This window comes from Thermococcus sp. AM4, from assembly GCF_000151205.2.
GTDB lineage: Archaea > Methanobacteriota_B > Thermococci > Thermococcales > Thermococcaceae > Thermococcus.
In genome coordinates this window covers 198301-212285 of sequence record NC_016051.1, presented here as the reverse complement: position 1 = coordinate 212285, position 13985 = coordinate 198301, and the positions used below count along the sequence as shown (strand labels likewise).

The window sequence follows — 13985 nt, the reverse complement described above, 5'->3', positions numbered from 1 at the left end:
GTAAAGAGAAAAGGAAGCCATCAGTGCCTCCTGAAGAGAAGCGGCACTATTGCCAGACCCACGAGGAAAGCCGGCCCGCAGAGACCCTTCTTCTCCTCAACCTTTGCCTTGGCGTAGATCGGATGCTTTGAGGCCACGTACAGGTTCCAGTGCCACTCGGCCTTGTTCCCGTTAACCACCTGAGCGTTGGAATCGACGATCTCTCCAGGCATTTCAAGGTAGTAGTCTATCGTGAAAAGGCTTGCGATCTCTTTATCCCAGTCGGTTTCATTTTTCTCCTCTTTTTTGCCCTCATCGTACCAGGTGTAGTCCCAGAACTCAATGTAATCGCCCTGCCTCTCCACTTTCATTTTAGTGTCTCCCGTGAGCTTGGAGGGGTCTATGTCCTTCCCCGTTATAACGATCGTCGCTGTCTCCCCGGAAACCTTTTCCTCGCAGGTGAAGTGCTCCCTCTCGTAATCCGTCAGGTTCTTCCTGAAGTCCGCGCAGAAGGAGCCCTCGCTGGTGTTGGAGAGCGCGAGAGAGTACACATCCTTGCTCATGTTGATGGTCATCTTGAGGAGAGCTATTTTCCCGTCGGAACTTACCTTCACGTGCTCCTCAACGGACACACAACCGGCAGCAACGAGGGAAAGGGCAACGACTAGGATAACCAATGGTACAACTTTTTTCATCATGGCATCCCCAGCGTTCTAGTTCTTACCCCATTAAAAACTTTATTCCCCAACGTCCTGACTAAGTTTAGATGCTCATCGAAATGCTCAAAAGGCTTTTATAGTTGTCCACCCCACAAGGGATTGGACAAACGTCAACGGTGGTGAACATGGAGGCACTTGAAAGGGCCCTTAAGTGGGCTGAGGAAAACCTGAAGGCTGAGTACATCGAGCTACGCTACGAGGACCTCAGGAAGACCACGCTCGGCCTCAAGGACGGCGTCTTCACGAGCTTCACGGGGAAACTTCACAGGGGCGTTGCCATAAGGGTTCTGGCGGACGGTGCCTGGGGCTTCGCCTCGACGAGCGAGCTTGAGAACCTCGAGAAGAAGATTGAAGAGGCCTACAAGCTCGCCAGAGCGGCCGCGCAGACGAAGAAGGAGAAAATCCAGCTGGCCGAGATAAAGCCGGTCGAGGACTTCGTGGAGAGCAAGATGCGCATCAAGCCAAGGGAAGTGGACATCGAGGAGAAGGTTTCCCACCTCAGGGAGCTTGAGAGACTCCTCAAGGAGGATAAAGCCGTAAAAAGCGTCCAGATTCGCTACGAGGACGGCGGTGGAAGGAAAATCCTCCTCACCAACGAGGGAACGAGGATAGAGTGGGACTACAACTACCTCTACCAGGGAACATACGTCACCGGTAAGGCCGACGGAAAGCTCGCGATGGCGAGGGACAGCATTGGAGCCGTTGACTACGGCTGGGAGCTCATGACCGAGATAGAGCCGAACGAGAAGGTGAAGGAGAGACTCCTCAGGAAGATGCACAGCCAGCTGAAAGGTGTAGCTCCAAAGCGCGGTGAGTGGCCGATCGTGGCCGGCCCGATAGTCGTCGGAATCATCGCCCACGAGGCTTTGGGGCACCTCGCAGAGGCAGACCTTACGATAAACTCGCCCTTCAAGGACCTCATAGGCAAGCAGATTGCACCGGAGTACGTCATGATGAGCGAGCGCTACGTTGAGGGCGGCTTCGGAAACGACAAGTACGACGACGAGGGCGTTCCGGTTAAGGACATTCACATCATCGAGAACGGAATCCTGAAGGAGATAATGCTCAACCGCGAGTACGCCCACAAGTGGGGCATGGAGCCGAATGGCCACGCGAGGGCCGAGAGCTACCGCTACCCGCCGATAATCAGGATGCGCAACACAGTCTTTGAGCCGGGCGACCACTCCTTTGAGGAGCTCATTGAGGACATCAAGTTCGGCTACTACGTCGTCGACTTCCGCGGCGGGCAGGCCCAGCTCAACAGCGCCTTCCAGGTCGGAATCCAGGAGGGCTACGTCATCAGGAACGGAGAGATAGCCGAGCCGATAAGGGACACCTCGATTACCGGCGTCGCGATAGAGGCCCTCAAGAAGATAAGCGCCGTCGGCAAGGACTTCGGCCTCGAGGTCGGCTTCTGCGGCAAGGGACAGACGGCATTCGTCAGCTCCGGCGGCCCGCACATGAGGTTTGACGGGGGAATTCTCATCGGGTGAGGTGGTGACGATGGAGAACCTCATACGCTACGCCGAGAAGTTTTTCGACGAGGTTGAGATTGCAGTTTACCGCTCAAGGGATGTGAGCGCAAGCGTCGAGCTCAACGAGATTTCAATGGCCTCGACGAGGAGCGGTGCCGTAACGATAATCCGCGGTATAAAGGACAAGCGCCTCGGTCTGGCTATAGTGGACAGCGACGAGGAGAAGCGCGTTAAGGAGGCGATAGAGCAGGCCGCGAAGATGGCGAGGCTCAACAGCAGGGACGAGAAGTGGGTCTCCCTGCCGGAGCCGGGGAAATACAGGGAGAAGCCCAAGTCCAACTACGAGCTGAAGGAAACCTCTCCCGACGTTCTCGTTGAGATGCTCGTCAGGGCCATAAAGCTCGCCCGCGAGAAGGATCCCCACGCGGTCGTGGCCGGCGGGGAAGGCGGCGTAAGCTGGGAGGAGAGGCATGTAGTGAACTCCCACGGGATAGACGTCTTTCAGGAGGGCGGCGCGGCGTTCTTCTTCGTTGAGCTGGTAGGCAGGAAGGGCGACGTTGTAACGCCGGGCATCTTCGACTTCGACGCGAAGAGGAATTTGAACCTCGACGTTGAAGGGGTTGTCGAGAGGGCCGTCCAGAAGGTCAAGTGGGCCTACAGCGTCAAGCCGAGCAGGAACGAGGAAGTACCGGTAATCCTCGGTCCATGGGCGATTGCAGGCCTCTTCAGCTACGCTCTCCTTCCGGCCTTCAGCGGCGAGCGCTTGGTCAAGGAAACAACGCCCTTAGCTGGAAAGGTAGGCGAGAAGATTGCGAGCGACGTGATAACGCTCTACGACGACCCCTTCCACGAGCTGTCGCTTGAGCCCGTCATAGCGGACGGCGAGGGCGTTCCGACGAGGAAGAACGTCCTAATCGAAAACGGAACTTTCAAGGGCTTCGTCTGGGACAACTACTGGGCGAAGGTTTACGGAACCGAGAGCACCGGAAACGGGAAGAGGGACTTAAGGAGCGGTGGAATCAACATCGGCTTCCACAACGTCGTCATAGAGAAGGGCAAGCGCTCCCTTGAGGACATGATAGCCGAAATCGAGCGCGGCTACTTTGTGGACGGCTTCCAGGGCGCACACTCCAGCAACCCAGATAACGGAAACTTTGCCGTAACTGCCAACCCCGCCTTCCTCATCGAGGACGGTGAGGTCGTCGGCTCAAGCGTCTTCCTCATCGCCGGCAACGTCTACGAGCTCCTCAGGCAGGCGAGCGAGGTAAGCAGGGAGCAGACCGTGATGCCCTTCATGAACACCATAACGACGCCGTTCATAAGGTTTGAGAACGTGAAGATAGCGGGGAAGTAACCCTTTTCTCTTTCACCCATTTATCGAGTGGGACTACCTGAACTATCTTTCCCCCGATTTCGAGCGTTTTTCTGCCCTCCCACGTGACAACGGTTAGTCTTTCAATCCCTGTCTCAGCTGAGGCCTCGATTAGAGGCGAGAGCTCCCTGCCCTCGTTCCCTGGTGAGAGCTTCCACGTCACCTGGATTAGCTCCTCCCCGGGAATTATGAAATCAACCTCTCGTTTGGATTCGGTGACGTAGAAGAACAGCTCCTCGTTGGGTTCAAGGCCGGCCTTGAGAAGTTCCGTGAAGACGAGGTTCTCAAAGAGCCTGCCCCGGTCAGTAACTCCCAAAACGCCAAGAAGGCCGTTGTCCACGAAGTACGGCTTGAAACCGAGGAGTTCCCTTTTCTTCTCGGACTTGACGTGAGCCCTGAGCGGGAAAAGGACGAGGGCATCGTTGAGGTACTCAATGTAGTTGGCGAGCGTCGGCTTTCCAACCGCTATCCCGAGGCTTTTCATCGTGGAGTGGAGCTTCGTTACCGAGGTGTGGCTCGACCTTGCGAGAAGCCTGAAGAGGAAGCGGAGGGCCTTGATGTTGTCCACGCGCCACCGCTCCACAATATCCCGGTAAATCGTCACGTCGAGAATCTCCCTGAGGAGCTCTCTCCTGAGCTCTGGCTGAAGAACGACTTCCGGATACAAGCCCCACTCAAGGCACTCCCTTAAAACGCCGAGGACCTTTCCCCTTACCTCAAGGCTCGGCAGTTCGTTTCCGATTTTGAGTTTCAGCACCTCGTGGAGGGAAAAGGGATAGAGATTCAGCGTTACAGACCTTCCCCTCAGGACTGTCGCTATCTCCTTCGAGAGAAGCCTTGAAGATGAGCCGGTCAGGATAACCCTGTGCCCCCTGTCCAGGAGGTAGCGGACGAAGCGCTCCCAGCCCTCAACCGCCTGAACCTCGTCAAGCAGGAAGGTCAGCTTTTCGTTTCTCGGGAGTTCGACGAGGGAGTAATAGACCCTGAGCATTTCCATGAGGTCGTTTGAAGTCGCTCCAATCAGCCGGGGGTCCTCGAAGTTCACGTACAGGCTTTTCCGCCTCTCATCGTCGAGTTCGTCCCACAGCTGAAAGAGGAAGTAGGTCTTTCCCGCTCTCCTCGGTCCAACGATTGTTAGAGCTCTCGACAGGGGGAGTTTGACCTCAACCTGCCGGGGAACGTAATCAACCCTGAGCTCAAGGTAGTCCGCTATGACCTCCTCCCACGTCTCGCGTTCAATCATGTTTTATATATAAAACATTCTTTTTAAAAACTTTGTTCTCCACGCAAAACATCACTTCAGAACCCTGAAGTCAATCGCGATGTTGAACTGCCTCGGAGCGTAGGGGCGGACTTTCCTCCGCTCAATGAACTCGACCGAAAAGCCCAGCTCCCGGGCAACCGCTTTAATCTTCGCCTCGTGCTCCGAGTAGAGGTCCTCCTCCGGGCCGAAGCCGTAGTAGTGAACAACACCCCCGTTCCTAACGCTCAGCATAGCCTCCCTCAAAAATCGGTCCGCGAACTTGGGCAGGTTCATTATAACGCGGTCGGCCATGAGCTTTCCGGCAACTTTTCTCACGTCTCCAAGGATTGGAACGACGTTGTAAACCTTGTTCAGCCTGATGTTCTCCTCGAGGTAGCGAATCGCCCAAGGGTTCAAATCAACGGCGAAGACGAGCTTGGCCTTCCTCGCGAGGAGTATTGAGTACGGCCCAACACCGGCGAACATGTCAAAAACGACTTCTCCGGGCTTTGCCTTCCTGAAAATCCTCATTCTCTCGGTGGCGAGGCGGGGCGAGAAGTAGACCTTGGCGACGTCGAGCCTGAGCCGTATCCCGTTCTCGCGGTGGAGGGTTTCGGTTCTCTTCTCCCCAGCGAGGTGAATTAACTCCCTAACGCGGTATTCGCCCTCAACCTTGCTCCCCTTGGCGAAGACTGCCTTTATGTGCCTGTGAACCCTGAGGATTGCTTCGCCGATGGCCCTTCCGTAGGGCATCAACTCCTCGGGGAGCTCGATTATTGCAATATCGCCGATTATGTCGAAAGAGCTCGGGAGGAGCGGTCTAACTCCGTCGGGAACCTCAACGACCTCGCGGTAGCTGTGGGGCCGCTTTTCAAGCCTCTCGAACTCGGCCTCGACCAGCTCAAAGCCCTCAACTTCCTCCGTCACGGGAAACAGAACGAACTCACCTTCTCGTCTGACGGCGTATTCCTTAGCTAAAACGCCGAGCTCGAGGAGCTTTCTCCGCACTTTCTCGGCCTCTCTCTTTGGGACTCTGACGGCGAGCATCGGAGGAAAATCGCCCGGGGCCTTTAAAAAGTTGAGGCCAGCTGACGAAAAATTTATAACCCGGCCTTTCCTCCCATAACCGGGCGGGCCCGTGGTCTAGTCTGGTTATGACGCCGCCCTCACGAGGCGGAGGTCCGGGGTTCGAAGCCCCGCGGGCCCACCAGTTCGTTGAGCAGCATGTTGTAGTTACGTCTTCTCTTCTCCGCAATCCCCGAGAATGCAACCGAACGTTTGGTCGTGAAAAGCTTTTTAAGAACATGGGAGTACTAATTGTGGTGGAAATAATGGGGAGACGTGGAGTGACTGCCATTGCGTGGATCCTGATCGTATTTGGAACACTCATTCCCAGTGTTAATGCCGGACACCTGCCCCCACTTCAAAACCCGGGCAAATACGAGGGCCAGGTGGTGTGGGTAGGCGAACTAGGGGACGATCTCGCGGTTCTCACATCCGGCCAGGGAACGCTCCTTTTGCTGATCTCCGAAGATGGAATACTCCGAAAGGCCCTTGCTTATGACAACTTCATTGCAGAGGACGCGGTCGTTCTGGGAGGAAACCTCTACGTGCTCACGGTTGATGGGAAGATAATCGAAATAAACGAGACCGGCGGAATTGTTGGTGCCGTCAAACCCGTTAGTGATGCAATCGTTAATGGCATAACCGTGGCCAAATCTGGTAACTTTCTGTACGTTCTCTGGGCTGGAGACGGCCTGTACCTCAGCCAGTTGCTACCGGATCTGAGAACGAAATGGACCGTTGAGCTAGAAAAGGGGAACGGCATTCTAGCAACACACTGGGTGGGCTCAACCTTTGACGTGATCCCAACGCCCTTTGGAGCATACGTTCTGGAGAGCGTTCCGGGGATTTTCACAAGACTCGTCTTCGTTACACCCAGCGGAGAAGTCAACTGGAGCGTTCAAATGGACGGGATAGCAGGTTTCTACGGGGTGGAAATGGAAGGTTTCGTTTATCTAATCGGCACTGCCTTTTCAGATGAGGGCACCGCCCTTGGAATCGTTGCCTTCCAGCCCAACGATTTCGGACCGATAATGACAGGAACTCCAACAGGAAAACCCCAGGTAAAGTTTAGCATGGATTACCTCATCAGATCAGGGAGCAAAGGCTCCATAAACCCAATCCCCGAGTCCCTCACGCTCCTCGGCGAAAACCTCGCGATACTCCTGCGGGGGAACGATAACAAGACATACCTCATGGAGTTCTCGAAGAGAGGGGACTTCCTGAGGGGAATCTCCCTCGATGTGAAAAACCCCGGGAAGCTGGGCAGATACGGAGACTACCTCGCAATCGCCTCGGCCTCCCGGGACGGGATAAACGTCTACCTGCTCTCCAGGGATATGAAGCTGAAATGGGCCAGAACGTTCATGAAGGAGCTTATCCTGGAAGGGGTTGTCCACAACAATGGCTACTGGGCGTACCTGAAGACCAACTCCTGGCCCTGGGGTTATGTGGTTCATTATTCCTCCAACGGCACCGTTGAGAACGTCTTCAAAATACCCGAAGGGCGCGTCGTTGAGGGGATCGCTCACTACGGGGGTGACGTCTACGTTCTGCTGTCGCGCAACGGGAGCGAAACCCTTGAGGTTTTGACGGAAGGAAAATCCTACTCGCCTCAGGGAGGGGAAACCTCCGGCCCGTACCCCGTAGGGGGGAGCTTTCTAAGCGGCACGAGAGATGGACTCCTCGTGAAATTCCACTCCTTTTACTGGCCGTATTACATAGAATCCCCCAGCAATTTCAAGGAACTCGTGATGCCCCTTGAGGCTCTTCTCAAGGGTCCCATAGCGGGAGGAATCATAGGGGGCAACCAGACGGTGCTCTGGGGCAGCGGGTACGTTATAGCAGTGGGAGAGAAGAAACCAGGCACTGCCAGGAGGTACTCCATCTCCGGGGGTGCTGTCTTGGGGGCCTTCAGGTTCAACGGGACTCTAGATGTCCTCGTGGAAAGCGGGGGAATGCTCTGTCTCGTGACGGTTGAAAAGGACGGCACGTACAGGACCACAACACTGGGATGGGGCGGGAACGTCTCCATCGCGATGGCTCGGAGATCGCTGGCAATTCTGGCGAGGGGTTACAACCCGGTTCTGGGCATAAATCAGACGAAGATTATCCTGATCCACGAGAAAGGGAGTATAAACGAAGCAATGGTTGAGCTGCCCCTCCTGGGAATCCTAAATGTCACGGACTCAACGGTTGTTGCCTACGGCAGGGATGGGATCGTGGAGGTTAAACCCGGGAAGAAACTGCCAGCCCTGCCGGAATGCAAGTGGGTAGAAGTGTCCGAAGACACGATTCATGTTGACATCGAAAGCGGCAACCTACGGGGGTCCAAGACGAGCCTAAGCGAAATCCCACCGGAGGAGTTCTACCGGGATGCCTACTACCGCAAACTTGGCAACGTCACCACAACAAAGATCGCGGGAGTGATAGAGCGTGAATTCAAACCGCAGCTCAAGATCGTTCCCGCAAACGGCACGAAGGTTATGGTAAGGTTTACCCCAGTCTCTTTCAAAAACGGAACGCTGCTCTATCAGGCCAAGACCCGGAGGAAAAGCACCCACGGGATCTGCGGGCCGGCGGCGTTCCTTTTCCTCGCAATAGCACCTATCCTCCGCAGGGTTCGCGGATCCCAGGAAACTTTTTAACCCCTCCATTTATTTCCCACCGGAGGTGAGAGGTTGAAGGTACTGTGGGCTCCCTGGAGGATCGAGTACATCCGGTCTCCCAAGCACGATGGCTGCATCTTCTGCGACTTCCCCCGGGAAAACCGCGACAGAGAGCGGCTCATTCTCTACCGGGGAGAGCACAGCTTCGTCATTATGAACAACTACCCCTACAACCCCGGCCACGTCATGATCGCCCCCTACCGGCACGTCGGCAGATGGGAGGAGCTGAGTGACGAGGAGCTGCTTGAGATAATGAAGCTTTCACAGCTCATGATCAAGGCGATAAGAAAGGCCATGAATCCCGATGGCTTCAACATGGGGGTTAACCTCGGCAGGGTTGCCGGGGCCGGGATCGACGACCACGTCCACCTGCACATAGTGCCGCGCTGGAACGGTGACACGAACTTCATGCCGGTAATAGCGGACACCAAGGTAATTCCAGAGTCGCTGCAGGAGGCGTACGATGAGCTGAAAAAAGCAATAGAAGAGGTCCTGAGGGAGGAAGCTTAGTCCTTTTTCACCCTTATCTTGAACCTCTTATCGAGGGGAAGATCCCTGAACATATCGGCATCGACTTCAAGAACCGGTATCTCCGCCTGGATCGTCGTCTTCCTGCCGGAGGGTTCAATTACCTCGACCTCAACGAGGTTTCCATCGCGAACCTTGCCCCTGAGAACCGTGCCGTCTTCCGAGGTGCACTCCACCTCAAAGTCGCCGCCCATTTCCATGGCTGTCTTCTTGAAGAGGGAGCACACGGTTCTAAAATCCAGATAACCCTCGCCTCCCGTGGGGGCAAGCGGACACGTCTCCGCGGAGCAGAACTCCTTCACGGCGTTTGCAATTCCCTCCACAAACCTCTGGAGGGGTTTCCCCATAATGAGCTCTGCAAACCCGGACCAGCTGGCGGTGACCCTCAAGCGCTTCCCCTTCATCTCGAAGACTACCGTCAGTATACCCCTGTCTCCGGTGAAGGTGTAGACCGCGCGGTTCTCCTGAACGGCCACGCTGAGCTTGAATTCATAACCTATTTTCGCCATGAAGCGGGAGACCTTGAACCTGACGGTGTCCCCCTCAAGGCTCTCGAAGTAGGGGAAGAAGGGAAGCGTTTTCTCGGGTTTGCTGATTACACCAACGACCACGTCCCAGCCGTAGGGAAGTTCGACTTCGCACGTCTTTGTTTTCATCGTACTCACCATGGACACTTCGGTAAACCCATAAAAAGAGTTTCCCAAACTAAGGGTTTTTAACCGTTTCCCGGATCAATTCCACCGAATCTTGGTTTCCTTTCCGAAGGTATAACGGATCAGGCCGTAGATGTGCAGGCTGAGGTAAAAGGCCGCCCAGAACCAGAGGATAATTGGGAAGAGGAGAACCTCCAAGATGGTGCCCCCTTCCTCCCGGACTATAAGGTACATCATGGCCCATTCAAGAACCAGAAAGAACAGCAGCAGGGGGAACTTTCCCGTTAGGATCGCGGCCAGGGGAAACAGAACGTCCGAGAGGGCCACCAGATCGCTCATGACGAAGACGAGTTTCTCTTTGAGGGGCTTTGACGAGAGCTTCGGCAGATCGCCGAGGAACCACCTCTTCCGCTGCCTCCACAGGGCCCCGAGACTGGAGGGCATCTTAACCCACACCCTCGCCTTTGGAGCGTAGACCACCCGGCCAATTCTCTTCAGGGCCAGCGTGGTCGCGTAGTCCTCCACGAGATCATCGACGAAGCCCCCAATTCTAAGCAGGGCCTCTCTCCGAAAGGCCGAGATGGGTCCTGGGGCAAGGCTGAGGTCATCAAGCTCCTTTGCCCTCCTGAAGGTCGCTATTCTCAGGTGCTCGATGTCCTGGGCGAGCTCCAGGAAAGTCTTTCCCCGAACCCTCACCTGGCCGCCAACCGCGACGACGTCATCGGAGTAGAACCTCTCAACAAGCCGGGAAAGGGCGTTTTTCTCGAGGATGCCATCAGCGTCGGTCGTGACTACAATCTCTCCCCCGGAAATCTGGAGCCCCCTGTTCAGAGCCCTGGTCTTTCCCCCGTGGTCAATCCTGATGACCCTGAGCCGCTCATCATTGATCGAGAGGGCCCTCTCGTAAGTTCCATCTGTGCTGCCGTCGTCCACCACGATTACCTCGAAGCTTGGATACTCCTGGGAGAGGGCAGCTTTAACCGCATCCTCGATGTTCTCCTCCTCGTTGTAGGCTGGGATGAGAACGCTGACCCTCGGCCTCCACTCCCGCGTGGGGTAGGCCTTTCTGAGACTGAACAGGTATCGGAGGAAGAAGTAGCCGTCCCAGAGCAGGATGAGGGAGAGGAGGATCTCGACCAGCATCACTCAACCTCGGGCAAAGGCATTTAAAAGGCTACTCCAACGTTGTGGGGGATGATGAGCAGTTTCCCTCACTCTGAGGTGTGATGAGGAGCCGATGCTCTGACCCTTCTCTTCCGATAGCCCCGCAACAGACCACCAAAGAGGCTTAGAATGAGACCGACGAGGAAGAAAACGTTGTTGACGAGATCCAGAACGTGATAGAGGTAGCTAGCGTAGAGGGCGATGAGAACGAGGCCAGCTATCACAAAGCCTTTCACGGCGGTGCTTCTCTGGTCTCTCCCGACAATATCTTCCGCCACCTTCTCAAGGCCCCTCTCCTTCCCAACCAGAAACTCCTCACCCGAGCTCCAGCCGGGCGGAACCTCCTGAAACGGTGCTACGAGAAACGTCTCCCCAGACTTCACGATGATTACTTCTCCGCTCGTCGCGGCCGTCATTAGAAGGGCATCATAGAGGGAAGTCTTGTCGGGGTTAATGAGGAGTGTGTAGTTTTTGAGCTTTTCCTTCAGCCGCGAGAGAACTTCAGGCTCCGAGGGATAGGTGTAATAGAGCACTCGGTACCGGTACTTCATGGAAGAAGTTCGAAGAGAAGAATAAAAAGATTAGCTCAGCTCTTGAATCTTCTTCCTAACGAGCGAGCTCACGAGCTTGCCGTCGGCCCTTCCGCGGAGCTTCGCCATTGCCCTTCCCATTATCATGCCCATCGCGCCCATTCCCTTGGCCTTGATGACGTCTATGTTTGCCTGAATTACCTCGTCGATGATTTTCTCAACCTCTTCCTCGCTGAGGAGCGTCAGGCCCTTCTCCTCTGCCACCTGCTCGGCGGTCTTCTCCGGGTTCCTCGCGAGCTCCTTGAATATCTCCTCAAAGGCCTCCTTGGCAATCTTACCGTCGAGGTAGAGCTCAAATGCTTCTCTGATGTGCTCGTCCGTGATGTTCTCAATCGGAACCTCCTTCTTGAGGCCCTTGAGGACGACCACGAGGATTGAAGCCGCTAAAGACGGCTTAACTCCCTTCTTCACGAGCTCCTCGAAGAGCTCGTCGCGCTCGTCGTTTACGAGGGTCTCGGCAAGACTTTTGTCAATCTTGTACTCCTTCACGTAGCGCTCAATCCTCTCCTGCGGGAGCTCGGGCAGGTTCGCCTTAATCCTCTTCTTCTCCTCCGGCGGAATGAAAATCGAGGGTATGTCCGTTTCAGGGTACATTCTGGCCTTTCCGGGGAGCGGGCGCATGTACTGGGTGTTTCCGTCCGGTAGAGCCCTCCTCGTCTCCTCTGGAACGCCCTCAATGGCTTCCCTCGCGCGCTTAATCACCTCGCGGAGGGCCTTCTTTGCAGTCTCCTCGTCCGCCGCGACCAGAACGAATGCGTCGAGCTCTCCGAGGCCGAGTTTTTCAATAACTGCATTAACCTCTTTTTCTGTAATTCCATAATTCGGCAATTCATCGATATGGAAGATGCCCTTCACGTACTTCTTAGCCCTGTCGGCCATCTCAGTGCCGAGCCTCCTGCCGGGCTGGATTTCCCTGCCGATTAAACCCCTGAACTTCGGCAGTTTGACTGCCAAAACCTTACCGCCCTTCTTTATCGTCCGGGCGATTATCTTGGACTCGGTGTTCTCAAAGACGTCGGTAACGTCGTAGAACTCCTCCCTGATGTCCTCGGGCTTAACGCCCCTCGCGCGGAGCTCGTCCCTTATCTTGAGCAGGTTGAGCTGCCTCTCAACTTCCCTCTCGATGATAAGCGGAATCATGTCGAGCTCCTGCACTCCCTTAATCTCGACGCGGGCGCCGCCTTTAATCGAGACGTTCAGGTCCTGCCTTATCGTCCCTAAGCCGCGCTTGACCTTTCTCGTCGCCCTGAGGGCATCTCCGATGTACTTCGCGACCACCTTGGCCTGCTCCGGGTGGTGTATGTCGGGGGTCGTGCTTATCTCGACGAGCGGAATGCCGAGGCGGTCGAGGCGGTAGATTACCTCCTTCTCCTTCCTCTCGACGATTCTGCAGGCGTCTTCCTCAAGGCATATGGTCGGGATTCCAACGCTTCCCCACGGAGTATCAACCTTTCCGTCGAGCGCTATTATCGCCGTCCTCTGGAAGCCGGAGACGTTCGAGCCGTCAATGACGATTTTACGCATGAAGTGAACCTCGTCAACGGGCTTAGCGTTCAGCAGGTAGGCAATCTGGAGGGTAACCTCCAAAGCCTCCTTGTCAGGTCCCCTCGGCGGTTCCTCGTCCATGTAAACGAGGTCGCTCAGCTCGTAGTTGCCCTCGTAGATGTACTTCCTTCCCTTCTTGAACTCCTCAAGTGCCGCGGGGTCAATTTCGCCGAGCTCGCTCATCGTGGGCCTGAGGTGTCTTTCAAAGGTGAAGTCAACCTTCTCGGTCAGCTCACTCGGAACGGGCGAGAACAGCTTTTTGGTATCGAGTTGCCTGTGAATCTCAAGGCCGACCTTAAGGCCGAGCTCCCTGTAATCGAACTTCTCGGTCATCTCAACACCTCCAGATTGGTTCTCAAAAAGTCATCATCAAAGGTTGCAATCTTACCTATCCCGTAGTATTCACAGGCGGACGCGATCAGGGAATCGTTCGGGAGCAGACCAAACTTTTTCCGTATTTCGCGGGAGAGGCGCACTACTTCCCAGGTTTCATCGAGGAAAACCAAAGCATTCGAGGCCAAGAGCGAGGTTAGGAGTTCATCAAAGGTATCCACTGGCTTGTAGAGGTCGGGGTTTTTGGAAAGCTCTTTTCTGAGCGAGTAGAACTTGTAGCTTCCCTTGAGCTTCGTGTAGTTCCTCGCGAGTAGCTGAAAGACGACCTCACCGTATATTGTGGGGGTTATTGCAAGGCTATACTCGCTAACCAAACGTTCCATTAGCTCAACTCCACGCTCTTCGCCAAGCAGATAGTCTATCCAGACGTTTGAATCAACCATTACTGGCTCTCTTGAGAACATACTCATGGTACGCCTCCTCCCAATCAACGTCCTGAGTGTCCTTAAGCTCCCTGAGTGCCCCCGCGTACTTTCTCACAATCTCCAGGGGGTTTGCTATAACCACCTCAACCTCGGTCCCCTCGGGCAGGTTGACGTTATCGAGGGGCTTGAAAACGCCGTTCTTGTAAACGGCCCGGATTCCCATCCCAA

The 13985-nt window shown here is 55.3% G+C and carries 13 protein-coding genes and 1 tRNA gene; 5 read left to right on the top strand and 9 right to left on the bottom strand.

Going from position 1 to position 13985, the window contains the following annotated elements; all coding sequences use genetic code 11:
• Positions 1–20: 20 nt before the first annotated feature.
• Complete coding sequence (locus TAM4_RS01235) at positions 21–674, bottom strand: CGP-CTERM sorting domain-containing protein (protein ID WP_014121415.1); 654 nt, start codon at positions 672–674, stop codon at positions 21–23.
• Between the two features lie 149 nt (positions 675–823).
• Here TAM4_RS01235 and TAM4_RS01230 point away from each other — a divergent pair, with 149 nt between their 5' ends.
• Together TAM4_RS01230 and TAM4_RS01225 are read left to right on the top strand one after the other, a co-directional pair.
• Positions 824–2191 (top strand): TldD/PmbA family protein, encoded by a 1368-nt coding sequence (locus TAM4_RS01230; RefSeq protein WP_014121414.1) that lies wholly within the window; start codon positions 824–826, stop codon positions 2189–2191.
• Positions 2192–2201: 10 nt separating this feature from the next.
• Positions 2202–3527, top strand: coding sequence for a TldD/PmbA family protein (locus TAM4_RS01225; RefSeq protein WP_014121413.1), 1326 nt, complete (start codon positions 2202–2204; stop codon positions 3525–3527).
• Here TAM4_RS01225 and TAM4_RS01220 read toward each other — a convergent pair.
• A complete protein-coding gene (locus TAM4_RS01220; protein ID WP_014121412.1) occupies positions 3490–4788 on the bottom strand; it encodes an ATP-binding protein in 1299 nt (432 codons plus the stop codon). The genes TAM4_RS01225 and TAM4_RS01220 overlap by 38 nt on opposite strands.
• A 51-nt stretch (positions 4789–4839) precedes the next feature.
• On the bottom strand, positions 4840–5835 hold the full coding sequence (locus tag TAM4_RS01215; protein WP_014121411.1) for a class I SAM-dependent methyltransferase family protein: 996 nt from the start codon (positions 5833–5835) through the stop codon (positions 4840–4842).
• Positions 5836–5920: 85 nt separating this feature from the next.
• Here TAM4_RS01215 and TAM4_RS01210 point away from each other — a divergent pair.
• The 3 genes from TAM4_RS01210 to TAM4_RS01200 all read left to right on the top strand — a co-directional run bounded on the left by TAM4_RS01210 (position 5921) and on the right by TAM4_RS01200 (position 9029).
• A tRNA-Val gene (locus tag TAM4_RS01210) sits at positions 5921–5998 on the top strand.
• A 121-nt stretch (positions 5999–6119) separates the two neighbouring features.
• A complete protein-coding gene (locus tag TAM4_RS01205; protein WP_237702106.1) occupies positions 6120–8498 on the top strand; it encodes a hypothetical protein in 2379 nt (792 codons plus the stop codon).
• 33 nt (positions 8499–8531) lie between these two features.
• Positions 8532–9029, top strand: a complete 498-nt coding sequence (locus TAM4_RS01200; RefSeq protein WP_014121409.1) for an HIT domain-containing protein — start codon at positions 8532–8534, stop codon at positions 9027–9029.
• Here TAM4_RS01200 and TAM4_RS01195 read toward each other — a convergent pair.
• From TAM4_RS01195 to TAM4_RS01170, 6 genes are all read right to left on the bottom strand, one after another.
• Positions 9026–9703, bottom strand: a complete 678-nt coding sequence (locus tag TAM4_RS01195) for a hypothetical protein (RefSeq protein ID WP_014121408.1) — start codon at positions 9701–9703, stop codon at positions 9026–9028. The two genes, TAM4_RS01200 and TAM4_RS01195, sit on opposite strands and share 4 nt — an antisense overlap.
• Positions 9704–9778: 75 nt before the next feature.
• Positions 9779–10843 (bottom strand): glycosyltransferase family 2 protein, encoded by a 1065-nt coding sequence (locus TAM4_RS01190; RefSeq protein WP_014121407.1) that lies wholly within the window; start codon positions 10841–10843, stop codon positions 9779–9781.
• 68 nt (positions 10844–10911) lie between these two features.
• Complete coding sequence (locus TAM4_RS01185) at positions 10912–11415, bottom strand: hypothetical protein (protein ID WP_237702105.1); 504 nt, start codon at positions 11413–11415, stop codon at positions 10912–10914.
• A 30-nt stretch (positions 11416–11445) separates the two neighbouring features.
• Positions 11446–13332, bottom strand: coding sequence for a Glu-tRNA(Gln) amidotransferase subunit GatE (gene gatE, locus TAM4_RS01180; protein ID WP_014121405.1), 1887 nt, complete (start codon positions 13330–13332; stop codon positions 11446–11448).
• On the bottom strand, positions 13329–13802 hold the full coding sequence (locus TAM4_RS01175; RefSeq protein ID WP_014121404.1) for a type II toxin-antitoxin system VapC family toxin: 474 nt from the start codon (positions 13800–13802) through the stop codon (positions 13329–13331). Before TAM4_RS01175 ends, gatE begins: the two co-directional genes overlap by 4 nt.
• Positions 13768–13980, bottom strand: coding sequence for an antitoxin family protein (locus TAM4_RS01170; protein ID WP_014121403.1), 213 nt, complete (start codon positions 13978–13980; stop codon positions 13768–13770). Before TAM4_RS01170 ends, TAM4_RS01175 begins: the two co-directional genes overlap by 35 nt.
• Between the last annotated feature and the right edge of the window lie 5 nt (positions 13981–13985).